The organism is Chromohalobacter moromii (assembly GCF_023091865.1).
In the GTDB taxonomy this organism is placed as follows: Bacteria; Pseudomonadota; Gammaproteobacteria; order Pseudomonadales; family Halomonadaceae; genus Chromohalobacter; species Chromohalobacter moromii.
This window is the reverse complement of sequence record NZ_JAHXDI010000004.1, coordinates 232,643-259,038: the sequence shown is the minus strand read 5'-3', so window position 1 is coordinate 259,038 and position 26,396 is coordinate 232,643. Positions and strand designations below refer to the sequence as shown.

Here is a 26,396-nt window from a genome sequence, read left to right as displayed (position 1 = left end):
CTCCTCTAGCGTGACGCACTCAGATTCAATTCGCCGGTCTGCGCCACGGCACGCTGATAGTCCGGCCGCTCACGTACCCGCGCCAACCAATCGACAATGGCGGGGAAATCCTTGATGCCACGTCGTGATTCGACCGCCAACACGGGGAAGCTCATCTGAATATCTGCCGCCGTGAAGTCTGAGCCGGCAAACCATGCATGCTCGGTTAGCGTGGACTCCCAGAAAGCCAGATGCCGCTCGATCTCAGGATCCAGAAACTTGGTTTGTACGCCCTGTCCCAATTTGCTCGCCACGGGGCGCAACACCGCCGGCACCGGCGGCTTGCCCAAACGCGAAAAGACAAGATGCATCACCAACGGCGGCATGGCGGAGCCTTCGGCGTAATGCAGCCAATAACGATAATCGCGATGCTCCGACGTCCCCACCGGCGGCGCCAAGCGGCCATCGTCGTAACGCTCGATCAGATAATCGATGATCGCCCCAGACTCGGCCACAGTCAGCCCCTCGTCGACGATCAGCGGCGCCTTGCCGAGCGGATGAAGACGCTTGAGACTCTCCGGCGCCAGCAATGTCTGCGGATCGCGATGGTGAGTCACGAGTTCATAGGCTTGCTGCAAAGCTTCAAGCAACCAGACGATGCGTAGCGAGCGGGAGTTGTCGAGATGATGCACGGTAATCATGTGCGGCTCCATCGGGATGATAAAAGGTTGGGCCCACTCTATGCGGTAAGAGTTCCCGGGTCTCACTGCCCTAGGCTAAGGCGTCGTGGCAATAAAAAACGCCACTACTCCAGAGACCATAGCTCCCAAGATAGTGGCGTTGGTATTCGCGTGCGCGATAGCCAGGAACGCTCAGCGATCCTCGAACATCTCGTCGCCGATATCGTCGATATAGCGTTGGGCCTTGCGCAGCGTCAACTCGATACAGTCTTCGCGGCTGGAGACAATGTCCGAACGCTCGAAACGATGCTCACGCGTCTCAACGCCTTCGACGGGCTTGCGAATCCAGCCGCTGACTCGATACTGACCGCCGGCATCCTGCGGATCCGGCGTGATCAGATAGCCCTCGTAGTCTGTCGCGGGGATTTCCTCGTCATTGACATCGCCGCTGCGAAACAAGCCCTCGATGAGTCGTTTCAGCATAAAGCCTCCTGCGCGCTGACTATGCGTTGAACGCCGCCCACCCGGGAGACGTTCGACGCGGGTGAATGCGGATCAATTCGCATTGCGGCCTTTTGCCGCCGCGATGCGTAAACGCAAGGCATTGAGCTTGATGAAGCCTTCGGCGTCTTTCTGATCGTAGGCGCCTGCATCGTCCTCGAAGGTCGCGATGGACGCATCGAACAGCGACTCCTCGGACTTGCGCCCGACCACGGTGGCACTCCCCTTGTAAAGCTTCATGCGTACCACGCCGTTGACGTTGCTCTGAGTCTCGTCGATGGCCGCCTGCAGCATCTTGCGCTCCGGGCTCCACCAGTAGCCGTTGTAGATGACCTCGGCGTACTTGGGCATCATCTCGTCCTTGAGATGCGCAGCTTCGCGATCGAGCGTCAGTGACTCGATGGCGCGATGGGCGCGCAGCATGATGGTGCCACCCGGAGTTTCGTAGCAGCCACGCGACTTCATGCCCACATAGCGGTTTTCGACGATATCCAGACGCCCGATGCCGTTGTCGCCGCCAAGCTGGTTGAGCTTGGAAAGCACTTCGTGGGGCTTGAGTGGCTCGCCGTCGATAGCGACGATATCGCCTTTCTCGAACGTCAATTCGATATAGGTCGGCGTCTCCGGTGCGGCCTCCGGCGACACGCTCCAGCGCCACATGTCCTCTTCGGCTTCCGCCCAGGGATCCTCGAGAATGCCGCCCTCGTAAGAAATATGCAGCAGGTTGGCGTCCATGGAGTACGGCGATTTCTTCTTGCTCTTGGAGAAGTCGACCGGAATGTCGTGCTTCTCGCAATAATCCATCAACTTCTCGCGAGAGTTGAGATCCCACTCACGCCACGGAGCAATCACCTGAACACCGGGCTTCAATGCGTAGGCGCCGAGCTCGAAGCGTACCTGATCGTTGCCCTTGCCGGTGGCGCCATGGGAAATGGCATCGGCACCGGTCTCGTTAGCGATCTCGATCAAACGCTTGGCAATCAACGGCCGCGCGATGGAGGTACCCAGTAGATACTCGCCTTCGTAGATCGTGTTGGCGCGGAACATCGGATAGACATAGTCGCGGACGAACTCTTCGCGCAGATCCTCGATGTAGATTTCCTTGACGCCCAGGGCCTGTGCCTTGGTTCGCGCCGGCTCGACCTCTTCGCCCTGACCGATGTCGGCGGTGAACGTCACCACCTCGCAATCGTAGGTTTCCTGCAACCACTTGACGATGACGGACGTATCCAGGCCGCCGGAATAGGCGAGGACGACCTTGTTCACATCGGACATGCGGGACTCCTGAAAAGATGGATATTGATCGAATGGTTCGGCTGCGCGAACACAGCGAGAAAACGTCACCCGATTATAGCGCCGAGCGAGGCTGACGAATACCGAGCGGCGGGACGTCGAGGGGCGAAAATGCTACACTCGCTGCCACTTTGTCGCCCCGCCCCGCGTGTGGCGACGCTATCGAGACCGCATCGGGATGGGAGCAAAAGCATGAGCGACGGCCAGGCACGCGATTTGATGGCTCAACGTTTTCGAGGCTTTCTCCCTGTCGTCGTCGATCTGGAAACCGGTGGTTTCAACGCCCAGAGTGACGCCCTGCTCGAGATCGCCGCCGTGACCCTGACCATGGACGAGCAAGGCAACCTGATGCCTGATGCCACGCACGCCTTCCACGTCAAACCCTTCGACGGGGCAAACATCGAGCAGGCTGCACTGGACTTCACCGGCATCGACCTGGATAGCCCACTGCGCCAGCAAGTGGCACTGAACGAACACGACGCGCTGGGCGAAATCTTCAAGCCAGTGCGCAAGGCGATCAAGGCCAATCAATGCACTCGCGCCATTCTGGTCGGCCATAACGCCGCTTTCGATCAGGGCTTCTTGAATGCCGCCATCGAGCGCAACGGCATCAAACGCAACCCTTTTCATCCGTTTTCGTGTTTCGATACCGCCACGCTCGGTGGCTTGGTCTACGGCCAGACGGTACTGGCACGCGCCTGCCGCGCGGCGGGCATACAGTTCGATAACGACTCGGCACACTCAGCCCGTTACGACACCGAACGCACCGCAGAGCTGTTCTGCTCCATGGTCAACCGCTATAAGGATCTCGGCGGCTGGGAACTGGCCCAGAAGGAACAAAGCATGGACGAAGACTGACGCGGCACGTCATGACTCGCTGGCCGCCCACACGAAAGCCCTGCCGATGTTCATCGGCAGGGCTTTTCGATGCGCCGATGCCCTCCCTCAGAAGGACGCTCGGCTCAACGCCTCACTCCTGTTCGGTTTCGGCGTTGGCTGCAGCTTCCTTGATTAGCTTCTCCAACTCACCGCTTTCGTACATTTCCACGATGATGTCGCAGCCGCCGACCAGTTCGCCGTTGACCCATAACTGCGGAAAGGTCGGCCAGTTGGCGTATTTGGGCAATTCGGTACGAATGTCCGGATTGTCGAGAATGTTGACGAAGGCGAAGCGCTCACCGCACGCCATGACGGCCTGTACCGCCTGGGCGGAGAAACCGCACTGCGGCAGTTGGGGCGTGCCTTTCATGTAAAGCAGAATCGTATTTTCGCCGATTTGCTGCTGGATGTTCTCGAGAGTCGTGCTCATCTCAGTTTCCTCACGCGGGGCGGCTTGCCATTGGCCGGCACCGCCGCAATACGTCGGGTGAATGTAGCTCCATTCTACTGATGGCGAGCGCCGAAAACAGCCCTCTTAACACCGACATTGCGCCTTCTCGGTAGCCTGGCTAGGATAGTCGACTTTCCGCACGGCCCGCATGTCGCCCTTATAAGGCCGAGCGTCGCAGCAAGTCGGGCCTCAGGGCGCATCTTGGCTGTTACGCTCACGCACTTTCGCCGGTGGGCGTCGTCGCCCTGATATGCCGTGGATCACATATGAAAGCGGATCACATTTGAAAGGAGCGTCGCCATGGCCACACGCCACTTCTTGACCTTGCTCGATTTGTCACCCGAGGAGCTTAACCACCTCATTCAGCGTGCGATCACGATCAAGAACCGCCTCAAAGCGCAAGGGCCGAGCTATACGCCTTTCACCAATCGCACCCTGGCGATGTTTTTCGAGAAATCCTCGACGCGCACGCGGGTTTCCTTCGAAACTGCCATGGCGCATTTCGGCGGCCATGCATTGTTCCTTTCTCCTCGAGACACGCAGTTGGGACGCGGCGAGCCGATCGGCGATACCGCTCGCGTACTCGCCGAGATGGTGGACATCGTCATGATCCGCACCTTCTCGCATGCCGGGCTCGAGGAATATGCCGCCGCCAGCCAGGTCCCCGTGATCAATGCCCTGACGGACGATTATCATCCATGCCAACTGCTGGCCGATGTCATGACCTGGACCGAATGCCGCGGGTCGGTGAAAGGCAAGACCGCGGTCTGGATCGGTGACGGCAACAACATGTGTCATTCGTGGATCAATGCCGCACGGCAGTTCGATTTCCAACTGCGCGTCTGCTGCCCACCAGGTTACGAGCCGGATGCTGACCTCGTGACGGCCGCTGGCGATCGCGTGGAGATATTGCACGACCCTCAGCAGGCAGTACAAGGCGCGGAGCTGATCACCACGGACGTCTGGGCCTCGATGGGACAAGAAGAGGAACAAGCCAAGCGCGAGCAAGATTTCGCCGGCTTTCAGGTCACCGAGGCATTGCTCGATCATGCCGCCGAGAGTGCGTTGTTTCTACATTGCCTGCCCGCGCATCGCGGCGAAGAAATCAGCACGACGCTGCTCGACGACCCGCGTGCCGTCGTATGGCAAGAAGCCGGCAATCGCCTGCACGCCCAGAAGGCCTTGATCGAATTCCTCCTGCTCGGCAAGGTCGACGAATAACCCGTCGACATCCCACGTCCATCGCAAGAGACGATGCCGCTTGGATGGCATCGTCTCCTCTATTTCCGCGACATTATTTTCGCGACAGCCTGTCGTGCCGCATGCGCCACGACCGTTAAATTGCCTCTCGTGTAACTTCACTACCTCGGCACCACTCTACCCGACACCCCGCTTTACGACGAAGTCACTCGCTGGAGCGCTTACAACACGCCGCGAACGTTGATTTTTTACTACCCGGGCGTCGCCAATGTCTACGTTGACGCCACCCCGCCAAACGCCGACTTTTCTCTTTACGAGCTCCGTGCTCACAGGCTTCGTGCCTTGCCGTCACCGCACGGCAGATATGCCTTCCATCGAGTCGAGACTACGGCAGGAGAACAGCATGTTTCTCATCGAACAACGCGACAACGAACGTACCATCGAATGCCCGGCATGCAGCGTCAGCGAGACGATCAATGACGACGAGCGCCTACAAGCCTTCGAAGAGCGCCATGCCGAAAGTGGCATGCATTACCGATGTCTGGAATGCGGCGCCAGCGGCCCCGCCAGCCCCTGAGAAAAACATTGCCGGCGGCCGTTTAACATTGGCCACGATACGAAAAAAGCCGCCGACGCATTGCGTCGGCGGCTTGATATCAAGCGAATCTGGTGGAGCCTAGCGGGTTCGAACCGCTGACCTCAACACTGCCAGTGTTGCGCTCTCCCAACTGAGCTAAGGCCCCATATCGATAACGCATTAGGCGATGCGCTTATCTTCATAACAAGGGTGTATAACCGCAACAGTGCCCTTGGAACGCTGCATATACTACGACTGCCATCCATCCATGTCAATGCGTACGTGCCCTGCGCAAAAGCCGTCCAGAGCTGGTACCGCGCTGCGCGCGAAAGTGCAAAACCCACGGCGGCATAAAGCCAGCATTGCTGTTAGGTTGATTGAAAATGTTGCATAGCACATTGAGCCGAAGCGCTACATAATGGCCGCAACATAGGTCGCCATGACCCTCATTTCGTTAACCGGCGATTGATTGCAGGAGTTCCCTTGATCAAGGTTCTTGTCGCTGATGATCACCATCTAGTTCGTACCAGCATTGCCCGAATGCTGGATTCCGAAGACGGTTTGCACGTTGTTGCCGAAGCCGTCGATGGCGAAGAAGCCGTCAACATGGCACGTGAAATGCGTCCCGATATCGTATTGATGGATATACGCATGCCCGGTATCGGCGGGCTCGAAGCCACGCGCAAAATCATGCGTGGCATGTCGGATATCAAGGTCGTGATCGTGACGGCATTTCTCGAAGAAGCGTTTGCCCAGCGCCTCATGGACGCAGGCGCCGCCGGGTTCATCAGCAAGGGCACTGAGCTCGACGAAATGGTCCGCGCGATCCGCGCCATCTTCGGGGGACAGCGCTACATCAGCCCGGATATTGCCCAGAAGGTCGTGCTGTCCAAGATAGGTTCGCAGGACAACCCCTTCGACCAGCTCTCGCATCGCGAGCTGCAGGTGGCGATGATGATCGTCAACTGCCAAAAGGTCAGCGATATCTCCGACCGACTTTTCCTGAGCCCCAAGACCGTCAACACATATCGTTACCGCATTTTCGAAAAGCTCAATGTGCAATCGGATGTCGAGCTTACCCACCTGGGGCTGCGTTACGGTTTGATAGACGGCTACGAAGCCTCCTGATAACGGGTGTCGCCGGTGTCTCGACGCGGGTCTCCGGCGCCCCTTTCCCTTTGATATACTAGCGGGTATGACCGACTCAACGATTGTCCCGCACCCATGAGCTTCGACGCCAAGCATTTCCTCAAGACGGTTTCCGAGTCGCCCGGCGTGTACCGCATGCTGGATACCGACGGAGAGATCTTGTATGTAGGCAAAGCCAAGCGGCTCAAGGCGCGTCTCGCCAGCTATTTTCGCGGTGCGCTCAACACCAAGACGCAAGCGCTGGTCGGCCGTATCGCGGATATCCAGGTCACCATCACGCGCACCGAGACCGAGGCACTACTTCTTGAGCAAACGCTCATAAAAGAGCAGCGGCCACCGTACAACATCCTCCTGCGCGACGATAAATCCTATCCGTTCATCTTCGTCTCGGATCGCCATCCTTATCCCGCACTCGAGTTCAAACGTGCGCGAGGAAAACGCGCCGACGGGCGCTACCTGGGCCCCTTCCCCAGCACGACCGCCGTCCGCGAGAGTCTAGCGTTGGTGCAGAAGATATTTCGTATCCGCAATTGTGAAGACAGTGTCTTTGCCCATCGCACCCGGCCTTGTCTTCAATATCAGATACAACGCTGCAGCGCGCCCTGTGTCGACTATATCGGCCGCGAGGAATACCAGCGCGACATCGACCACGCCATCATGGCTCTGGATGGGCGCAGCGAGCAGGTGACCGCGCAACTCACCCAGGACATGGAAGCCGCCAGCCAGGCGCTGAACTTCGAGGAAGCGGGACGTCTGCGCGATCAGATTCAGCAGCTACGCCGCCTGCAAGAGCGTCAGATCGTCGATACCGGGGATGGCGATGCCGATATCTTCGCTCTCGCCGAACGCCCGGGTGGCGTATGCATCAGCGCGCTGAGCGTACGTGGCGGACGTATGCTCGGGGCGCGCCACCACATGCCGCAAAACGGCCTGGACCTGACGGCGGAAGAACTACTCGGCGCGTTCATCAGCCATTATTACCTAGGCCATGATCGCGACATCCCCAGTGAGATCATCACGGCTCTGCCGCTCGTGGACGCCGATGTCATCCAGTCCGCACTCTCCGAACGTGCCGGAAAACGCATCCGTGTGGCGCATCAGGTACGCGGTCATCGTGCCCAATGGCTACGCCTGGCCAGCACCAATGCCGAACAGCACCTCACAAGCCAGTTGGCCAATCGCTCGCAGTTGGCTAAACGCTTCGATGCCTTGCGCGAGGCGCTGGATATGCAGGAGACCCCGACACGTCTGGAGTGTTTCGATATCAGCCATAGCCACGGTGAAGCGACAGTTGCCTCATGCGTGGTTTTCGATCAGGACGGGCCGGTCAAATCCGATTATCGACGGTTCAATATCGAAGGCGTCGCGGCGGGCGACGATTACGCGGCCATGCGCCAAGCGCTAACACGCCGCTACAAGCGCCTGATGCAGGACGAGAGCAAGCTGCCCGACGTGCTTATCGTCGATGGTGGCAAGGGGCAGCTCAACATGGCGCGCGAGGTACTGGAAGATGTCGGCATCATGAGCACGCATCTGCTCGGCGTCGCCAAGGGTACGACACGCAAGCCCGGCCTCGAGACGTTGTTCCTGGAAACCGTCGACAATGCCTTATCGCTCGATAGCGCCTCCCCCGGGTTGCACCTGATCCAGCATATCCGCGACGAGGCGCACCGCTTTGCAATTACCGGGCATCGCCAGCAGCGCGACAAGCAGCGCCGCACCTCGACTCTGCAAGACATTCCCGGTGTCGGCCCCAAACGCCGCCGGGAATTGTTGCGCTTCTTTGGCGGACTCCAGGGTGTTCGCCAGGCCAGCCGCGATGAACTGGCTCGCGTGCCCGGCATCAGCGCCCAAATGGCCACGACCATTCATCAGGCCTTGCATGGATGAGCCATGAGCGGAAAGATACAATGGCGCGACGATCTCATTCACCAGTCAGGACTTACATCGCTCGATGAACATCCCTAATTTATTGACGCTTGCTCGAATCGTGTTCATTCCCTTACTGGTGATTGCCTTCTACCTCCCTTATTCCTGGAGCATGCTCCTGTGCGCGGGGTTGTTTGGGCTCGCGGCTGTGACCGACTGGCTCGACGGTTATCTGGCCCGTCGCTGGAATCAGAGCACCCCCTTCGGCGCCTTTCTCGACCCAGTAGCGGACAAGCTCATGGTCGCCGTCGCCCTTGCCCTGCTCATCGAACGTTTCGACGCCGTGTGGCTGACACTGCCAGGCCTAGTCATTATCGGTCGGGAAATCGTCATCTCCGCGTTACGTGAATGGATGGCGGAAATCGGCAAGCGGGGGAGTGTCGCCGTCTCTTGGGTAGGGAAGCTAAAGACTACTCTGCAGATGGTCTCGCTGTTGCTGTTGCTTGGCTTCGCGCCAGGTTCAATGATCGCCAACCTGGGCGTCGTTCTACTTTATGTCGCCGCCACTTTGACACTGTGGTCGATGTTCCAGTACCTGCGCGCAGCGTGGCCGGAATTGACGCGCTCGATGTGAGCACCATTTTTACCTTGGCGAGGCACATAAACGTTTGACATTCACAGGCTTATCTCTATAATACGTCCTCGAGTTCGGCGGGAATAGCTCAGTGGTAGAGCATCGCCTTGCCAAGGCGAGGGTCGCGAGTTCGAATCTCGTTTCCCGCTCCAGAACTTAAGAGTATTGGAATGGTCAATGAGGGTCGCAAGCTGGAACGCCAGCCCGGTCGAATCTCGTTTCCCGCTCCAAACTCAAACGTTGATCGTTTTGCAACGAGTGCAACAAGGCTGGATGGCAGAGTGGTGATGCAGCGGACTGCAACTCCGTCAACGCCGGTTCGATTCCGACTCCAGCCTCCATTTCTTCTGCGGTGTTCCCCTTACGTATCCGTTAGCCCGGATGGCGAAATTGGTAGACGCAAGAGACTTAAAATCTCTCGGTGGTAACACCGTGCCGGTTCAAGTCCGGCTCCGGGCACCAGTAGTATCGAGCGCTTGGCGCCCTCTCCTGCCAACATTTTTTCCAACAGTCTCTACAGTATCGATGGCGCGTCCTCCACGCATTTTGTCTCAGTGAGCCGGCATACTGGCGTGATGACTCGGCGAGGAGACCGTGGCATGCCAAATAGATTGACGCCCACGCCCATCCGCCAATGCCATGAGCCCTTCCAAGTCGTCGATCCGAATTTCTCGCCCCTTTGCAGTGAGCAAATCTAAGTCTTGGAAACGTCCCAATAGACGGCTCACCGTCTCGACCGCAAGCCCCAAATAATTGCCGATATCACTACGCGACATGGACAAACGAAAGCTAAACGGCGAGTAACCTTGTTGCCGAAAGCGCGTCGATAAGGCAAGCAGAAAGCTGGCTAAGCGAACATCGGACGTCCTATTCAGGAATAGACGTACCATCATGCGCTCCTGATGCAGTGCGCGACTCATCACCCGTAGAAAACAACCGTTCATGCCCAGCTCACTCGGTCTCTTTTGGGCAAGCTCTTCAAGCGCTTCAGGCAAGATTTCGCAGACGGATGTCGTTTCCAATGCCTGCGTCACCCCCGGATGAAAACCACTACTGATAGCATCCAGCCCAACCACTTCGCCCGGCAAATAAAACTGGGTAATATGCTCTTCATTGGTAATATCACGATAGACTTGCTTCAAGCTTCCGCAGCGCACGATATACAGGCTCTTGAACTCTTCGCCTTGTGCGAATAGCGTTTGGCGCTTCCTCAAAGGCGACACCTGGCGGCTGATCGTACTGAACGTTTCCAGCTCGCCCACCGACAGGGGCGCTGGCAAACACATGTTGCTCAAACGATAAGTTTGCCTCGGGTGCTCGGACGGTGCCGTAAATCGAGAAGCTTTATATTGTGATGTCATCGTAGACTCCCTGCGTCTGAATCGAGTTTTCAGTATGCGGGAGAGTCTTTTTGATCACAGTTTGATATTCGCGTTTACATGTCTGGTTTTTCTCATGCCTATCACGAATTGCCTCGTATCATGACACTCATCAAAATCATGTGAGGCAACTCGCACTAGACTGTCTTATCCGCCAACAAAGCGCTTACATCGAGGCAAGGCGCTCTTTATCGTAAGTGCCGGACATGCGCACCAGTGCCAGCGCCTCATCTCGAGAAGAGACCCGTTCGACACGCACGAGCTCATCGCTTAGACGCACTGCCCCGCCCGTGCGTTCGGACAATACCGACTCGAGCGCTTGCGTATCCAATTCGTCTTCGAAATGCAACGTATCCACTTGCGCAGTATCGCGGCTCGGCAGGTAGATCGTGCCATTGGAAAAGTCGATGGCGTAGGCGATGACACCGGGGATTATATAAAACAACAGGCCCACGCCATCGGCTACCGCCACGGCAGGGTCGATACGTCCACTGGGCTGCCCTTTGCGCTCGGGATAGAACACGGTTCCGCACCCTGCCAGCGTCGTGGTGGTGGCCACGATGGTCAGTGCCGCTATCCAGCGGCGAGCCTGGGAGACGTTTCGATCGTGTATGGCACTCATCACTTTATCCTCTTACCCTGTTCACATACATTATCCAAGTTCAAGACTAGGGTATCCATAAGCCGAGTATGACAGGCGTAAGGATATCGCAAACGTCGCCGCAACGTGAGCCCGCCCTCGCCGAGTTCGACGTCAGCTCCGGCGCTCCAATGCGCATCGCTTTTGCCGCGTTTACGCCTTGACCGTACAATATCCCCATTTGCCGCGCCGCTTCAGGGCGGACGCGATGTTTAGGCCCCGAATCCAAGGAACCACTTGTCCATGCGCGCTAGTCAATTATTGATCTCCACCCTCAAGGAAACTCCCGCCGATGCCGACATCGTCAGCCATCAGTTGATGCTGCGTGCGGGCATGATTCGCCGCCTGAGCTCGGGGCTCTATACCTGGCTACCCTTGGGGCTTCGCACGCTGCGCAAGGTCGAGAACATCGTGCGCGAGGAAATGAACCGCGCGGGCGCCCAAGAAGTCCTCATGCCAGCGATCCAACCGGCGGAGTTGTGGCAGGAATCTGGGCGCTGGGACCAATACGGCAACCTGCTACTGCGCATTCGTGACCGCCATGATCGTGATTTCTGCTATGGCCCAACGCACGAGGAGGTGATCACCGACTTGGTGCGCAACGAAATACGCTCCTACAAGCAGGTGCCCTCCAACTTCTACCAGATCCAGACCAAGTTCCGTGACGAAACGCGCCCGCGCTTCGGCGTGATGCGCGCCCGCGAGTTCATCATGAAGGATGCCTACTCCTTCGATATCGACCAAGCCGGCCTGCAGCGCTCCTACGATGCGATGTATGACGCCTATATGCGCATCTTCACGCGCCTGGGACTTGATTTCCGCGCCGTCGAGGCCGACAACGGCGACATCGGCGGTACCGGCTCCCACGAGTTCCAGGTGCTGGCCGATTCCGGTGAGGACGCGGTGGTCTTTTCCACATCGTCAGACTATGCGGCCAACATGGAGAAAGCCGAGGCACTCCCCGCCCCGCTAGGGGAAACCCCCGAACGCGCCACACCCCAGGAAGAACTGCGTCTGGTCGATACGCCCAATGCGCGCACTATCGCCACCTTGGTGGAGCAGCATGGCTTGCCCATCGAGAAGACCATCAAGACTTTGATGGTGCATGCCGCTGAAGGTGGTCTGATCGCCTTGCTGGTGCGTGGCGATCACGAACTCAATGAGGTCAAGGCCGAGAACCTGCCCGAGGTTGCTGCGCCCCTGACCATGGCCAGTGAAGCGGAAATTCGCCAAGCGGTAGGCGCCGGTCCCGGCTCGCTGGGACCGGTCAATCTGGAGATGCCGTTGGTCATCGATCGCAGCGTGGCACTGATGAGCGATTTCGGCGCTGGTGCGAATATCGACGGCCAACACTATTTCGGCATCAACTGGGAACGCGACGTCGCTCTGCCCAAGGTGGCCGATCTGCGCAACGTGGTCGAGGGGGATCCCTCACCGGATGGCAAGGGCACACTCGCCATCGCACGCGGCATCGAAGTCGGTCACGTCTTCCAGCTAGGGACAAAGTATTCCACCGCGATGAACGCCACCGTGCTCGACGACAATGGCCAGGCAGTTCCGCTGCTGATGGGCTGCTACGGCATCGGCGTGACCCGCGTGGTCGCCGCCGCCATCGAGCAAAGCCACGATGCTGGGGGTATCATCTGGCCTAATGCCATCGCGCCGTTCGAAGTCACGCTCGTGCCCATGAACGCGCATAAATCCGAGCGCGTTCGCGAGTATGCCGAAACCCTTTATCAGCAACTCAGCGACGCCGGCGTCGACGTACTGATCGATGATCGCGACCTACGCCCTGGCGTCAAATTCGCCGACCAGGAACTCACCGGCATTCCGCACCGCATCGTGATCGGCGAACGCGGGCTGGATAACGGCGAGCTGGAGTACAAAGGACGCCGCGATAGTGAGATCACTATGGTGCCCACCGACACGATGCTCGATTTTCTACGTCAACGCCTGACATCTTAACCGACGCCGGGGCAAGCCTTGCGTGGCATGCCCCGGACTCTCTTCCCCCCGCCCTGGTTCACTGCCAAGATATTGGTCAGAAACCATTCGCACGCAGTTCGCAGCCCGCGCGTACGTGGCCATGCATGCGCCTCGCGCGTCACATAACAACGATTCGCCCGAGCCCATACGGCGGCTGAACACCGGCACGCCAAGGCTCTTTCGACATGGCGTAGGATGTCGCATGACGACTCACCTTTGCTTCGACAATCGCCGGTGCCCCGCATGACGCCCGATACCGCCGGCCAATTAAACCGCTTGCGTAAAGAGCAACGCCGCAACAGCGTGCTTTTCCGTGTGTTTGCGGTAGGTAGTGGGATCGCTATCCTCGCGTCGCTGCTCTTCGAGCGACATCTGTCCTGGTTGATGGCGATCACGATCATGGTGATGCTGATGGGCGCGCTGTTGCGACACCGCATGGCACAGCAAACACGTCACAACATCGCGCAATGGGAAGCGCTGATGCGGGCGCAACAGCGCCAGGCCGAACAGCAGGAAGCCTGGCGTCGCATGCGTGAACTGCTACAACGCGACCTCGATGAAGATACCTTTTTGCGCGCCTTGCTCGACACTACCGCCGAGGTACTAGGATCGTCGCGCATTGGCCTCTGGTTCCTCGACAGCGATGGTCGCGTTTTGACCTGCCGCATGGCCCTCGACCCTGCGCTCAACGGCCTCAGGCTCTCGCATCAGGGCTTGGATAGCTATCTCGCTTCACTGATACAAAACCCTTGCCTGGTCACTCATGATGCACAACACGACGAGCGCTTGAGTGGCCTGGAGGACTATCTACGCACTAATGATATCCACTCCATGCTGGATGTGGGGATATTCGTCGGCGGTGAACTACGAGGAGCGATCTGCTGTGAATCGATGCAACCGCGTGAGTGGCATGGCGATGAAATCACGACCCTGATGGGATTCTCAGGATTGCTGTCCCAGTTTTCGGAATCCTTGCGCCGCCGCGAAGTGGAGCATGACCTGTACCGTCAGCTCCATCATGACGAGGTCTCGGGACTGGCGACACTGAGAGGTCTCCTCGAGCGCCTGCAGGCGCTGACGCAACGCGGCGAGGCGTTTCACCTATTGGTGCTGCGGCTGGGCGGTCTCGGCCATATCAACGAAACACTCGGCCAGCAAGCCGGTGATGAAGCGATCCGCCAGGTCGCCGAGAAGCTCAAGGAACGCCTGACCGAGTTGCAAGGCAGCATTCACGTCGGCCGTCTACCGGCCAATCGCCTATTGATCGCGATTCCCGGGCAAACGGATGAATCACTGCACCGTTACTGCCTGGAGCGGCTTCTTTCACTCGGCGAGAACAGCTGGCGTATCTTCGGCACGCCCAGCCAACTGCGTTTCAATGCCGGTGTGGCACGCTATCCGCGCGACGCCCAGGATATCGAAGCGCTGTTACAACGCGCCGAACTCGCGGTGCAGCACGCACGCGAGACACCACCGCCCCACTTGGCGTTCTACACCAGCCAACTAAGCGATTGGGAACAGCGCCTCAACCGCTTGGAACGCGAACTACGCACGGCGCTCGACGAACACCAGTTTCGTCTGTATCTACAAGGCCAGTTCGATCCCATGGGACGCCTAGCGGGCGCCGAAGTACTTTTGCGCTGGCAACATCCACGCGAAGGGCTACTGGCACCAGGCAGTTTCATTGCCGAAGCGGAGTACAGCGGTTTGATCCGCCCCATGGGCCAGTGGGTGCTCGACCAGGCCTGCGCCTTGCTCGGCGGCGCACTGCATAACAGTGAGCTATCGCTATCGGTCAACGTCTCGGTACAGCAACTCCATGATGACGCCTTCATGACGCACTTGGCGCAATTGCTCGAGCGTCATGACTTCGCGCCTCGGCGGCTGATCCTGGAAGTCGTCGAATCGCTTCTCGTCACGCCGGGGATCGCCGCCAGGCTCAATGCGCTGCGTGAACTCGGCGTGCGCCTTGCTCTCGACGATTTCGGAACGGGCTATTCATCGCTACGCTATCTACAAGATTTTCGCGTCGACGAGATCAAGATCGACAAGGTTTTCGTCGATGCCATCTCAGCGCACCGCGATGCGCCTTTAGTGCGCTCGATCATCGCACTGGGTAAGGCACTGGAACTTCGCGTGGTCGCTGAAGGCGTGGAAAACGCGACACAGCAAGACTATCTAAGCGCACGTGGCATCGACTTTCTGCAAGGTTACTATCTGGCACACCCCGAGCCGGTGGACACATTCTTGCGCCGCATGGACACGATGCCGCCAGGATAGATGCCCCAGGGACCAGCAGCTATTGCTTGCGATCCTCGACCTCAGAGGCCACTACGTCTGCCGCCAATGGATGTCCCTTGGCAAGTTCGGCGCGTCTCGCCGGGCGGACCTCGAGAATGTCGACACGAAACACGAGCGCCTGTCCCGCCAGCGGATGATTGGCATCCACCGTTACCTGCTTGTCGTCCGCTTCGATCAAGGTCACCGTACGCGGTCCGTCGGGGCCCTGCGCTTGAAAACGCATGCCCGGTGATAACTCTTCGACGCCGGGAAAGGCCGTGCGCGCTACCGTCTGCACGAGATCGGGCTCATGCGTCCCGTAGGCTTGCTCGGGCGTCAGGTTGATCTCGCGGGTATCGCCGCTGGAAAGCCCCTCCAGCGCTGTCTCCAGGCCTGGCAGGATATTGGCGTGGCCATGCAGGTATTCGAGCGGCGCCTCGCGACGACGCGAGTCGTCGAGCACATGTCCTGCCGAGTCGCACAGCACATAATGCAGGCGAACGACATGTTGCGGCGAGATGGTCATGAAAACTCCTGGTCTTTACGGCATTGAGCGGCGGGTCATGTCGTGCGGCGTAGATCGCCTACCGGTAACTCGAGGCGCTGCTGATGATGCAGCATATTGAGCAGGACGATGGCGCGCTCTTCGCCCTTCTGGGTCTCGAACACGGCCTTGAGCGCCTGAAAGGGGCCTTCGGTGATCTCGACGATCTCACCGGGACGAAAGTAAACATTGCCCGCCTCACGTTCGGTCTCATCGCGCTGGGAACGCGCGATCAGCATCTCGACTAGCGCGTCCGGCACGGGCAACGGCTCGTCGCCGAACGCAACCAGCCTCAGCACGCCCCGCGTGGACCGTATGGGTCGCCAATTGCTGGCCACCCGATCGAGGCGAATGAACAAATAGTGAGGGAACAAGGGCTCGGCTATCCAGACCAGCTTGTTGCGACGCTTCTTTTGTACCTCGAGCAACGGATGGAAGACACGATAGCCTTGATTGGTCAAATGTTCGCTGGCACGGAAGGATTCCCCGCCCTTGCACTGCACCACATACCAGCGCGGGCAGGCAGCCGCGTCGTCGAGCGCGCTTGGATCGAGCTGATCGGTCATGTCCTCTGGCCTTCATCGTCGGGGTATGCCACGGTACGCAACCTGCGTTTTCGACACGCGCCTGGCGCGGGCCGTTGCCGTGCAAACACTGCATTCTAGCATTGTGCCGGATTCATGTCCGAGCCGCATTGGGCGGCTCGCTCACAGGAGGAACCGATGACTCACGATGTCGCACACCGCCGCTGGCGCGACGCCTTGGCGGTTTATCTGCAGGCACCGGTCATCACCATGCTGTTTCTCGGTTTCGCCGCCGGCCTACCGTTCCTGCTGGTGTTCTCGACGCTCACGGCGTGGCTGCGCGACGCCGGAGTGGATGTCGCTGCCATCGGGTTCTTCTCCTGGATCGGCATTCTTTATTCGATCAAGATCGCCTGGGCACCGGTCGTCGATCGTGTCGCCCTGCCCGGCGTGGGCCGCTGGTTCGGTCAACGCCGCAGTTGGATGCTCTGCGCCCAGTTGACGATCGCCGCGGGACTGCTGGGCCTGGCCACCCTTTCGCCGCCCGCGCATCTCATCCTCATCGCCGGCCTGGCCCTGCTGGTCGCATTCGGCGCGGCGACACAGGATATCGTCATCGATGCCTATCGCATCGAATCCGCCGAGGAAAGCGTGCAGGCCGCCATGGCCTCGACCTATATCATCGGCTATCGCGGCGGGCTGCTCGCCGCTGGCGCCGGGGCGCTTTATATCGCCGACGCGGTCTCTTGGCATGCCGCCTACGCATGCATGGCCGCACTCGTCGGGGTAGGCGTGATTACTACCCTGGTGAGACCGGAACCGCAGCGCTCGACGCTTGGCATACAACTCGCCAGCGAACCTCGCGTGCGCGCATTCCTGTACCAGCACCGGCATGCGCCTCGGCGACGGCGACGTTTTGGCGCCTGGGTCATCGGCGCTATCGTCTGCCCCTTCACCGATTTCTTCGCCCGTCACGGACGCACGGCTTTATGGTTTCTGCTGTTCATCGGCCTCTACCGCATCAGCGACCTGGCGATGGCCGCGATGGCCAACCCGCTCTACATCGACCTGGGCTTCAGCCTCTCGGAGATAGCCAATGTGACCAAGGTGTTCGGCATCGCCATGAGCATTCTCGGCGGCGTGGCCGGCGGGCTTTTGGTAGTGCGGTTTGGATTGGGACGCATGCTGGTAGTGGGCGCCCTGGCAACCGCCCTTACCAACCTTATGTTCGTGGCCTTGGCCAACGCGGGGCACAGCTTTCCCATGCTGGTTATGACCATCATGGGTGACAACCTCGCCAATGGCCTGGCGAGCACGGTCTTCATCGCCTTTCTCTCGAGCCTGACATCACGAGCCTACACAGCAACGCAATATGCCTTGTTCTCATCGCTGATGACGCTACCCGGCAAGTTTCTCGGCGGCTTCTCGGGGCTAGTAGTGGATGGCTTCGGCTATACGGGCTTCTTTACCGTCAGCGCAGCACTGGGTGTACCCGCCGTGCTACTCGCACTCTGGCTCGCTCGCACTCAGCGCTAAACATGCCGCGAAGCAGGCACGTTTTCGCATGCCCCCTCAACGATGGGTGTCCAGCCACGCCATGGCGCCCGGTGTCGCCATCCACTGATCGCGCATCAACTGGCGATACTGCCACGCTTCGGCGCGCGTCCCCGGCGCCGGCGCATCGACGGCCAACGCTACCGGCTTCGGCTTCTCGTCGCACAGCATCGGCACCAAGTAGGGATTGGCCCGCTGGGCGACGGTTAGCATCTCATCAGCCTCGTCACGCCGCTCCAGACGATACAAGGCGAGCACACGCGCCATGGTCACGCCGATCATCTCTTCCTCATCGTGCGCGCCGCTGAGCTCGGCAGCCTCGTCATCACGCCCTTCCCGCAGCAACTGATCGAGCACCAACTCGCGCAATCCCAGGTCATCTTCCTCATCGAGCTTGAGCACGCGTTCGGCAAGATGCCGCGAACGCGTCCGCGCGCCGCGTTCCATGCCCACGATCAGCGCCAAGGCGCAACGCAGCAAGGTGGCATTGTTGGCGTCATCCCAGGCGAAGGGGCCTTGCTGCGTCTCGAGTTGTGATAGCCATGCTTCGAACCGCGCCGCTAGCGGTTCAAAGAAGCTCTCCGCCATCCACGGCAGGCTTCCGAAACGACTCGTCAACGCCAGGCTCAGCGACTGCATCACCGACGGCGAACCCAGCCATTCAGGATGAGCACACAAGGCGGGCAGCCATTCGCCGGCGTTTTCCCAGGGATCAGACTCGAAACTCAGCGCAGCCTCTTCGTCGATGGTCACCTTGAAATACTCGAACCACGCCGCGAAGGCGGTATCCTCACGGGCCGTGGCATGGTATTCCACGTGGCCCTCCGGCGTACGCGACAAGTGCAGCCGAGGCGGTGCCTCCAAGGTATCGAGCAAGGCGGCAAGCGCCGCCAGCGGCTCGGCCAGGTCTTCCTCGGAGTTGATCATCTGTTCGGCCAGGGTCGCCTCGGGATTGGCGGCCAGGTCGGCCAGAAACTGTAGCTGATCGGATTCGAGGTCAGAACGCTTGGAGAGTCGACGCCACCAGAAATGCGCCCGAGCTCGGGCTTCTTCGGGATGACCTTCATGCAGCAACAACATGGACTCGATATAGGCCAGCGTCGGCGAATCGGGCAGCGTTTGCTGGGCCCGCACGAAGGCTTCCCGAGCACTGGCCAAATCATCGCTATCGAGATGCATCAAGCACAAGCGCTCGAGCGCTACACCGCGCAGGAAGGTCGGGCCGCGCTCCAGAACCTCGTCGAGTAACGCCGCCCGCTTGCGATGAAAGCCGCGCGATTGATAGAGATCGACGAGGATTTCAAACGCTGGCTCGGCCTGTTCGGGCAGGCGCGACCAATCACGCTCGCTGGAGAAGAGGCTCTCGAGGATCTGCTGGGCGCGACCGCGCTGACCGCTTTCGGCGGCAATCAAACCGGCCTCCAGCAGTGCCTGGTCCGGCGCCTTGCCGCTCCCCAGGGCCGCCTTGAGTGTCTCGCCCGTCCACTCTTTGAGCGACAGCATCCACATCAGATGCGGGGGGACCGCACCCGGCAATGTCACCGCACCGCAGCATTGCTTGGTCTTGCGCCCTGAATCGCACCAGCAGGGTTCGTTACGCCCCGGCCACGCCAAGGGTTCGGGATCGAAGCCCAGTCGCACCAGCGGCGTCTCGTTCCACAATAAGGGCGCCAAGGCCTGCGCCAGGCTCAGATCACCGCCGACACGCACCACGCCCTCGTCGCGCGCCCAGATCATCAGCGCCGGATAATGCTCGTTGTCGCGTATCGCCTTCAACGCGCCGCTGGCGTACCCCAGCAATTGTTCCACCCATGCGGCCAGCATTGCGACCCTCCAGAAAAAATCGCCTTATTCTAGCATGTCCGACGAGCGAGCCTCATCCGTCTACCGCTTGGTGCACCCATGCCGCTTTTCGGGTATTGTCGCCGCTTGTCCGAACCCCGCCATGTAAGGGATGTCATCGTGCTCCTGCCGTTGCCGTTTCAGCGTAAAGCATCGCCCGCTCAAGAAACCTCACAGGTCCGCCTCGAACGCGAAGGACGCAACGAAATCCGGCGCATCACTGCAGCCGTCGAGAAGGTACCCTGGTCGGTCAGTCTGATGCAGATCCTATGGACGGCCGGTCCAGTGACGCTGCTCGGCGCATGGGGCGGCTACCTGTTGGGGTACGGCAAGGCACCGACCACGGAAAACTACGTCTTCTTCATCTCCTACACGGTAATCACCGGCGCTGCGGGGATTCTGGCCAACCTCGGCTACCACCTCACTCAGGGGCGCAAGGCCGAGAAGACCTCTGGACAGATCGAGCAGGTCATCAAGACCTTGCCCGAGCTACTTCTGGTCACGCGCGATTTGATCGTCGAAAGCCTCGAAGGCGATGCCCGGCGCCGCGAAGCCGCCGCCATGTTGCTGCGCAAGCATGATCTCTCGCCGGAGGGCGTTGAGTTGGCGGCCATCGAACTCCTCGACGACCGCGAAAGCGCACGCCTCATCGGTCAGATCGACGTCTATCGCCGGGTCGGCTTACACGCCCGCATTCGCGATCTCGTTACCCAGTACCGCGACACCCTGGAGCCTCAGTTCAACGCCCTCTACGACACCGCACCCATCGCCACGCACCTGCTGCGTGAGCGCTTCGAGGGTCGTGCCCCCGACCTTCATCAGGGTGTGCCGCGCGACGAGAACTTCATCGAGCGCGTCATGGCCGCCATTGAGCAGGACAACGACCTGCTGATGACCCTTCAGGACGTCGAGGAAATGATGATTCTGGCGTTCGAATTAATCAGTGGGCGCAAGATTCCGGTGCTCTCGTTCGAGTATCGTGGCCGCTGGCGCCTCGCACAGGCGTTCGACAACCTGGAAGAGGCACGTGCACGCCAACGCATTGCGCAAGCGACCGGGCTCTCGCGTCTCAAGGCGCTCAACGTCTATCTCGCCGAACAATCCGGCACCTTGGTCGAGGACAGCGCCTCGGGGCTGCGCGCCGAACTGCTGCTCGAGCGTTCGGTCAAGGCGATGGACGCGCTGGCCGAGCAGATCGTGCACCTCGCCCAGGCAGTGGAAGTCGGCCAGGAAGAGCGCAAGCGCGCGTTGCGCACCAAGTCGGATATCCTCGCTAATGCCATTCAGCTCTACAAGAGCGTATCCAGCGCTTACGAACATGTGGGCCGCAGTCACGCTCAGTTAATCAAGTCGGTGGATCGCTGGGAGCGCATCACCGCTAGCTTGTCCGATGATACGACGCGTCTGCGCCTGGGGCCGGGTCGGCGAGGACTGCGCATCCGCGAAAGCACCATTGCGCTGGATGACGAAGCCAAGGCACGGGTCTGCAAGCATCTCGCCCGCTACTTGAACCAGACGGGCATCACGCCACGCCATCACGAAGCCTGGCGCGGCGCACACCGCGAGACCCAGCTCAGCGTCGGCGTGGATGCCGCCAAGCGCCTGGCCATCGAGATTTTCCTCGCCCTCGAACCTCACGTAGGGCTGTCGCAGCCCGCCACGCAGCGTGCCATCAACAGCTCCAATGCTGCCGACTTCGGCCAGATCGAGCCCAACCTGTCGGCGGCCGCCAAAGCCGCGCTGGGCGCCTCGATGGTCCGGGAGGTGGATACCGAGTTGTCACGCGCGGCGGAATCGCTGGCGTTGGCATTGGTGCGCCACTATCGCGTGGAACTCGAGCCGGCAGCCATCGAGTTTCTCAAACGCCAGTACGGCGCCCGTGACAGCACGTTGCAGATGCTCTCCAACATCAACCTGACGGGACGCAGCGACGCCCGCAACGTCAGCTTTCTCAGTCATCGCCCGCCCGCCGTGGGAACGCCACATCGCGACTGGTACCGCGCCCTGGTGCGCGCACGTCGGCTCTTCGGGCGTCGAAACTAGCTATCCACCGCGCCAATTCGGCCCACGCACTGGATCGAGCATGGCAGAATAGATGCCATGTTCATGCTGGATCGCCTAACATCATGCGCCTGATCGTCGCCGAAAAGCCCAGTCTGGCACGCGCCATCGCTGACGCATTACCCGCCAAGACGCAACGTCAGGACGGGTATCTCGAATGCGGGGAGACCTGTATCAGCTGGTGCGTCGGGCATCTTCTCGAGCAGGCACCCCCCGACGCCTACGACGCGCGCTATCAGCAATGGCGCCTCGACGATTTGCCCATCGTGCCGCAGCAATGGCAACTCATACCCCGCGCCAAGGCCCGGGCGCAGTTGGCCGTAATTCGCAAACTCCTCAAGCGTGCCGATAGCGTCGTGCATGCCGGCGATCCGGACCGTGAGGGGCAATTGCTGGTCCAACAGGTCATCGAACGCCTGGGCTGGCGCGGCCCGTTGGCGCGACTGTTGATCAGCGACCTCAACCGCCCCGCCGTGCAACAGGCATTGCAACGCCTCGAGGACAACGCACGCTATCAATCGCTCTTCGAGGCTGCCGAGGCACGCTCACGCGCCGATTGGCTGTATGGCATCAACTTGTCACGCGCCTGGACCTTGACCGGCCGCCAAGCCGGTTACTCGGGCGTACTCTCGGTAGGACGTGTGCAGACGCCCGTGCTGGGACTCATCGTACGCCGTGATCTGGAGATCGAGGGCTTCGTCTCACGCCCCTTTTATACGCTATGGGCGGATCTGGGCGTCGAGCACGGCACGCTACGTGCCTGGTGGCAACCCCAACCGCCGCATCCGTTGGACGACCAAGGGCGACTATTGGCGCGCGAGCCGGCCGAGGCGTTGGCGTCGCGCCTGCCCAACGCCGAGGGGCATCTCAGCGCCCTGCAAAGCAAGAAGAAGTCCCAATCGGCCCCATTGCCATATTCACTGTCGGCATTACAGGTCGATGCTGCGCGCCGTTACAAACTACCGGCCAAACGTGTGCTGGATATCTGCCAGACGCTCTACGAGCGCCATCAGCTCATCACCTATCCGCGTTCGGATTGTCGCTACCTGCCTGAAGGTCATTTTGCCGCGGCGAGGCAGACACTCTCTACCGCCTGCGCCTCTGATGACACCCTAGCCGGTTGGCTGCGCGGCGCAGACTTCAACCGCCGCTCACGCGCCTGGAACGACAAGCAGGTCGGCGCCCACCATGCGCTCGCGCCCACCGGCCGCCCTTTCGACGCGGCCCGCTTATCCAATGATGAGGCCAACGTTTTCAGGCTGATCGCCTGCAACGTACTCGCGCAATTCTACCCGCCACTGGAAACGCGCGACGTCAAAGCCGAGTTCTCGATCCTCGGGGAGTGCTTTCGCGCCCAGGGCCAGGAGGTACTCGTGCGCGGATGGAAACCGCTATTCACTACGCGTGATGAAGCACCGGCGTTGCCCGCGTTGCGCGAAGGCGAAACCGCTCGGGTCCAGGCTTGTGCCGTGGAGGACCGTCAGACGCGCCCGCCGGAGCCATTCTCCGACGCCAGCCTGATCAAGGCGATGATGAACATCGCCCGCTACGTCGACGATAACGCGGTGCGTCGTACCCTGCGCGACACCGACGGCCTAGGCACCGAGGCGACACGCGCCGGCATTCTGGAGACACTCATCACGCGCGGCTACGTGATTCGCCAGCAAGGCGCACTGCGTGCCACACGGACCGGACGCGCGCTGATTCAGGCCTTGCCGGATACCGCCACGCGCCCCGAGCGCACGGCCCTTTGGGAGCAGCGCCTAGCCGAAATCGCCGAGGGCAACGCCGACGCCACCGCATTCCTCGACACGCTGGTGGGCGATGTTCACCAACTACTGAGTCAGGCGAATGCCGAGCGCATGCGCCAGGCTCTGGCTACGCCGGGCGGCGCCGAACCCTCACGGCCGACACGCGGCAAATCCAACACCGCACGGCGGCGCACCAAGAAGCGCACTTCGGCGCGCAAACCCACCACGAAAAAAGGCGATGCCTGATGCGCCCAGCGCCCACATGGTGGATTCTCGGCGCCGGCGCGCTAGGCCGACTCTTCGCCGCCCGTTTGACGACCACGTTGTCGCTACACTTGATCGGCCGCCGCCCCGACGATAGCCCACTCCGCTATCATGCCCCTTCTGGCGAGATTCATGATGTGGATGTGGCACGTACTACGCTTGCCACCCTGGCATTGCACACGCACGCTCGCCCTGCGCTAGTCGTGCTCGCCACCAAAAGCCATGCCACCCTGTCGGCCGTCGAAGAGCTCGCAGCCCATGTCGACCCTCAAACACCTCTACTGTCGCTGCAGAATGGCTTCAGCATACAGCCCCGCTTAGCGGAGACCTGGGCCGGCCCGGTGCTCTGCGCGAGCACCACCGAAGGCGCCTATGTCGAGGGCGACGCGGGTGTCGTGCATGCCGGAACAGGGACCACCTGGGTCGGCGATATCCACAACGCTTGGCCTACCCTGGCGCGTGACAGCGTATATTGGCTCAACCAGGCAGGGTTCAGCGCCCATCACGATGCCGCGATCGTCCAGCGCCTGTGGCACAAGCTCGCCATCAATGCCGCGATCAACCCACTCGTAGCCCGCTACCGGATTCGTAACGGCCAGTTGCGCGATCAGCCTTTTCGCCGCATGGTCGACACCATCATCGACGAGATCGGCCCCTTGCTCGAAGGTGAAGGCACCATTCCGCCACCAGTAGGCTGGCATACGCTCGTCTGGGAGGTCATCGTGGCGACGGCCAATAACCGCGCCTCGATGCTTCAAGATGTGCTCGCCGGCAGACCGACCGAGCGTGAGGCCATACTGGGGCCATTGCTGGCCGCCGCCAAGCGCCAACGATGCAGCACGCCAACACTCGAGACGCTGTATCATGACACGCCATCATGAAGGCCCGGATTACGACGAACGGAGATTCCATGCGCCACCGCCTCTTCATTACGCTCTTATTGGCTTTTTTGCTCCCCGGGCTCGGCCATGTGTTCCTGCGTCGCTGGGGCTGGGCCGCACTGTGGCTGACCGGATTCATCGCTCTGATGGCGCTGATGATGATCCCCATTCGCTGGCTAGGCTTCATCTGGTTGCTGCTACTACTCGTGCTGTGGACGGCCAGCATGGTGCATGCGGCCACATTGGCGCGCGCTAAAGCTAAAGCACCCACCGGACACCAACACGGAGCGTCATGACAGTGATGTCGCCCACTCGTCTGCGCGATCCCTACTTTATCTACCGCTACCGCCATCGGCTGCACGTCCTGCGTACCTCGCTGGCGTTGGCAATCACCTTCGCCGTTATCCTGCTCCTGCAAATACCTCATGGCAGTTGGGCGCTGGTCAGCACGATGATGGTCATGGGCAATCTGCCGCATATCGGCGGCGTCATCGATAAAGGCGGCCAACGCCTGCTGGGCACGGTGCTGGGAGCGATCTGGGGCATCTTGCTGGTGCTGATTCCCGCACCAGCACCATGGGTAGTGCCGGCCTGGACCTTGATCGGCATCGCGGTCGCCACGCACACCACGTTCGCCACGCGCTATGGCTATAGCGCGCTGATGTTCGGCGTGACATTGCTAATGGTGGTGGGTGACGGCCACCAGGACTTGGGGATCGCCCTGTGGCGCGCCTTCGACGTGTTGATCGGGACGAGCATCGGCATTCTGGCGACCTTGTTCATTCTGCCCCAGAAAGCCACCGACCTCTTGCGCTTCCTGCTCGCCGACAACCTCGACAAGCTGGCACGCCTGTATCATGCGCATACCAATGCGACGCAGCATGACGACGTCGATACGCACCAGTTGCTGAAGAGCACGACGGATCAACTGGTCAAGCAACGCGGCCTGGTGGATGCCATCCACAGCGAGCGCCGTCTGCATCGCGACGACCTGGAGCGCATTTTGTCGCTGGAACGACGCATGCTGTCGACGATCGAGCTTCTCCTGGAAACTCACTGGGCAACGCGGGCCGGTCACGACATCATCGCCGAACTCGATGGCTTGCGGGACGAACAACACCGCCTGGCGCGCGCGCTCGGCAGTCTGGCGTTCCAGGTGCGCACGGGGCAGGCCATCGACATCACAGTGGTTGCCTTCGACTTGCAACGCCACGCACAAGCCGCCTTGGAGGCACGCGGCGAAAACGATCGCGCCTTGTTCAGCCCGAGCGGCTACCTGTGGCTCAACCGTGAGCTGGCACGCCTCACGCAAGCACTCATCGACACCTTGCGGACACTCGACCGACTGCCCAGCGCCCGCTTGCGTCGCCGCGCGTCGCGTCACACTCTGATTCGCGACCGCTTGGCGATGCCACTGGATACCTCGCGGAGTGATCCGGAACGCACTGAAGATGACGCACGCTGACGTCCAGCCCTAG

23 protein-coding genes and 4 tRNA genes are annotated in these 26,396 nt (G+C 60.4%); 17 read left to right on the top strand and 10 right to left on the bottom strand.

From position 1 onward, the window contains the following. Positions 1–5 precede the first annotated feature (5 nt). The 3 genes from KZO83_RS14145 to KZO83_RS14135 all read right to left on the bottom strand — a co-directional run bounded on the left by KZO83_RS14145 (position 6) and on the right by KZO83_RS14135 (position 2,435). A complete protein-coding gene (locus KZO83_RS14145; protein WP_178997286.1) occupies positions 6–680 on the bottom strand; it encodes a glutathione S-transferase family protein in 675 nt (224 codons plus the stop codon). A 171-nt stretch (positions 681–851) separates the two neighbouring features. Next, positions 852–1,142: an HlyU family transcriptional regulator gene (locus tag KZO83_RS14140; protein ID WP_247621246.1), complete on the bottom strand. Its 291-nt coding sequence runs from the start codon at positions 1,140–1,142 to the stop codon at positions 852–854. A gap of 72 nt (positions 1,143–1,214) precedes the next feature. Continuing rightward, positions 1,215–2,435 carry an argininosuccinate synthase gene (locus tag KZO83_RS14135; protein ID WP_247621245.1) on the bottom strand — a complete coding sequence of 407 codons (1,221 nt, stop codon included), beginning with the start codon at positions 2,433–2,435 and terminating at the stop codon, positions 1,215–1,217. 210 nt (positions 2,436–2,645) lie between these two features. Between KZO83_RS14135 and rnt the strand changes: the two genes are divergently transcribed. After that, the gene (rnt, locus tag KZO83_RS14130) at positions 2,646–3,311 is read left to right on the top strand and encodes a ribonuclease T (protein WP_247621244.1); all 666 of its coding nucleotides are present in this window, start codon (positions 2,646–2,648) and stop codon (positions 3,309–3,311) included. 112 nt (positions 3,312–3,423) lie between these two features. Here the strand turns inward: rnt and grxD are convergent, their stop codons facing one another. Continuing rightward, positions 3,424–3,762 (bottom strand): Grx4 family monothiol glutaredoxin, encoded by a 339-nt coding sequence (grxD, locus tag KZO83_RS14125; protein ID WP_040241650.1) that lies wholly within the window; start codon positions 3,760–3,762, stop codon positions 3,424–3,426. A 321-nt stretch (positions 3,763–4,083) separates the two neighbouring features. Between grxD and argF the strand changes: the two genes are divergently transcribed. Both argF and KZO83_RS14115 read left to right on the top strand, forming a co-directional pair. Next, positions 4,084–5,004, top strand: coding sequence for an ornithine carbamoyltransferase (argF, locus tag KZO83_RS14120; protein WP_247621243.1), 921 nt, complete (start codon positions 4,084–4,086; stop codon positions 5,002–5,004). Positions 5,005–5,386: 382 nt separating this feature from the next. Then, entirely contained in the window at positions 5,387–5,560 is a 174-nt protein-coding gene (locus tag KZO83_RS14115; protein WP_247621242.1) for a hypothetical protein, read from the top strand. Between the two features lie 90 nt (positions 5,561–5,650). Here the strand turns inward: KZO83_RS14115 and KZO83_RS14110 are convergent. Beyond that, positions 5,651–5,726 (bottom strand) — tRNA-Ala (locus KZO83_RS14110). Between the two features lie 317 nt (positions 5,727–6,043). Between KZO83_RS14110 and uvrY the strand changes: the two genes are divergently transcribed. The 6 genes from uvrY (at position 6,044) to KZO83_RS14080 (ending at position 9,674) form a co-directional block, all read left to right on the top strand. Further along, positions 6,044–6,688, top strand: coding sequence for a UvrY/SirA/GacA family response regulator transcription factor (gene uvrY, locus KZO83_RS14105; protein WP_247621241.1), 645 nt, complete (start codon positions 6,044–6,046; stop codon positions 6,686–6,688). 96 nt (positions 6,689–6,784) lie between these two features. Then, positions 6,785–8,599, top strand: coding sequence for an excinuclease ABC subunit UvrC (gene uvrC, locus KZO83_RS14100; RefSeq protein WP_247621240.1), 1,815 nt, complete (start codon positions 6,785–6,787; stop codon positions 8,597–8,599). A 64-nt stretch (positions 8,600–8,663) separates the two neighbouring features. Then, entirely contained in the window at positions 8,664–9,212 is a 549-nt protein-coding gene (pgsA, locus tag KZO83_RS14095) for a CDP-diacylglycerol--glycerol-3-phosphate 3-phosphatidyltransferase (RefSeq protein WP_178997272.1), read from the top strand. Positions 9,213–9,289: 77 nt separating this feature from the next. Further along, positions 9,290–9,364, top strand: a tRNA-Gly gene (locus tag KZO83_RS14090). 115 nt (positions 9,365–9,479) lie between these two features. Beyond that, positions 9,480–9,553: transfer RNA gene (locus tag KZO83_RS14085), tRNA-Cys, on the top strand. A 34-nt stretch (positions 9,554–9,587) separates the two neighbouring features. Beyond that, a tRNA-Leu gene (locus KZO83_RS14080) sits at positions 9,588–9,674 on the top strand. Positions 9,675–9,763: 89 nt separating this feature from the next. Here KZO83_RS14080 and KZO83_RS14075 read toward each other — a convergent pair. Next, positions 9,764–10,573: a helix-turn-helix domain-containing protein gene (locus KZO83_RS14075; protein ID WP_247621239.1), complete on the bottom strand. Its 810-nt coding sequence runs from the start codon at positions 10,571–10,573 to the stop codon at positions 9,764–9,766. Between the two features lie 184 nt (positions 10,574–10,757). After that, positions 10,758–11,213, bottom strand: coding sequence for a hypothetical protein (locus tag KZO83_RS14070; protein WP_247621238.1), 456 nt, complete (start codon positions 11,211–11,213; stop codon positions 10,758–10,760). Positions 11,214–11,474: 261 nt separating this feature from the next. Between KZO83_RS14070 and KZO83_RS14065 the strand changes: the two genes are divergently transcribed. Both KZO83_RS14065 and KZO83_RS14060 read left to right on the top strand, forming a co-directional pair. After that, on the top strand, positions 11,475–13,196 hold the full coding sequence (locus KZO83_RS14065) for a proline--tRNA ligase (protein ID WP_247621237.1): 1,722 nt from the start codon (positions 11,475–11,477) through the stop codon (positions 13,194–13,196). 264 nt (positions 13,197–13,460) lie between these two features. Next, the gene (locus KZO83_RS14060; protein WP_247621236.1) at positions 13,461–15,497 is read left to right on the top strand and encodes a putative bifunctional diguanylate cyclase/phosphodiesterase; all 2,037 of its coding nucleotides are present in this window, start codon (positions 13,461–13,463) and stop codon (positions 15,495–15,497) included. A 19-nt stretch (positions 15,498–15,516) separates the two neighbouring features. Here KZO83_RS14060 and KZO83_RS14055 read toward each other — a convergent pair whose 3' ends face one another. Together KZO83_RS14055 and rfaH are read right to left on the bottom strand one after the other, a co-directional pair. Further along, entirely contained in the window at positions 15,517–16,023 is a 507-nt protein-coding gene (locus KZO83_RS14055; RefSeq protein ID WP_247621235.1) for an FKBP-type peptidyl-prolyl cis-trans isomerase, read from the bottom strand. A gap of 35 nt (positions 16,024–16,058) precedes the next feature. Continuing rightward, complete coding sequence (gene rfaH, locus KZO83_RS14050; RefSeq protein ID WP_040241677.1) at positions 16,059–16,607, bottom strand: transcription/translation regulatory transformer protein RfaH; 549 nt, start codon at positions 16,605–16,607, stop codon at positions 16,059–16,061. A gap of 156 nt (positions 16,608–16,763) precedes the next feature. On the opposite strand from rfaH, the gene KZO83_RS14045 reads away from it, so the two are divergent. Further along, a complete protein-coding gene (locus KZO83_RS14045) occupies positions 16,764–18,101 on the top strand; it encodes an AmpG family muropeptide MFS transporter (protein WP_040241679.1) in 1,338 nt (445 codons plus the stop codon). Between the two features lie 36 nt (positions 18,102–18,137). On the opposite strand, the gene KZO83_RS14040 is transcribed toward KZO83_RS14045, so the two are convergent. Then, positions 18,138–19,943 carry an SEC-C domain-containing protein gene (locus KZO83_RS14040; RefSeq protein WP_247621234.1) on the bottom strand — a complete coding sequence of 602 codons (1,806 nt, stop codon included), beginning with the start codon at positions 19,941–19,943 and terminating at the stop codon, positions 18,138–18,140. Positions 19,944–20,081: 138 nt separating this feature from the next. Between KZO83_RS14040 and KZO83_RS14035 the strand changes: the two genes are divergently transcribed. From KZO83_RS14035 to KZO83_RS14015, 5 genes are all read left to right on the top strand, one after another. Next, a complete protein-coding gene (locus KZO83_RS14035; protein ID WP_040241682.1) occupies positions 20,082–22,004 on the top strand; it encodes a hypothetical protein in 1,923 nt (640 codons plus the stop codon). Between the two features lie 83 nt (positions 22,005–22,087). Beyond that, complete coding sequence (locus KZO83_RS14030; protein ID WP_247621233.1) at positions 22,088–24,019, top strand: DNA topoisomerase III; 1,932 nt, start codon at positions 22,088–22,090, stop codon at positions 24,017–24,019. Beyond that, positions 24,019–24,918 carry a ketopantoate reductase family protein gene (locus tag KZO83_RS14025; RefSeq protein WP_247621232.1) on the top strand — a complete coding sequence of 300 codons (900 nt, stop codon included), beginning with the start codon at positions 24,019–24,021 and terminating at the stop codon, positions 24,916–24,918. Before KZO83_RS14030 ends, KZO83_RS14025 begins: the two co-directional genes overlap by 1 nt. A gap of 29 nt (positions 24,919–24,947) precedes the next feature. Then, positions 24,948–25,214 (top strand): hypothetical protein, encoded by a 267-nt coding sequence (locus KZO83_RS14020; RefSeq protein ID WP_040241689.1) that lies wholly within the window; start codon positions 24,948–24,950, stop codon positions 25,212–25,214. Next, positions 25,211–26,383 (top strand): FUSC family protein, encoded by a 1,173-nt coding sequence (locus tag KZO83_RS14015; protein WP_052444963.1) that lies wholly within the window; start codon positions 25,211–25,213, stop codon positions 26,381–26,383. Before KZO83_RS14020 ends, KZO83_RS14015 begins: the two co-directional genes overlap by 4 nt. Positions 26,384–26,396: the final 13 nt, after the last annotated feature.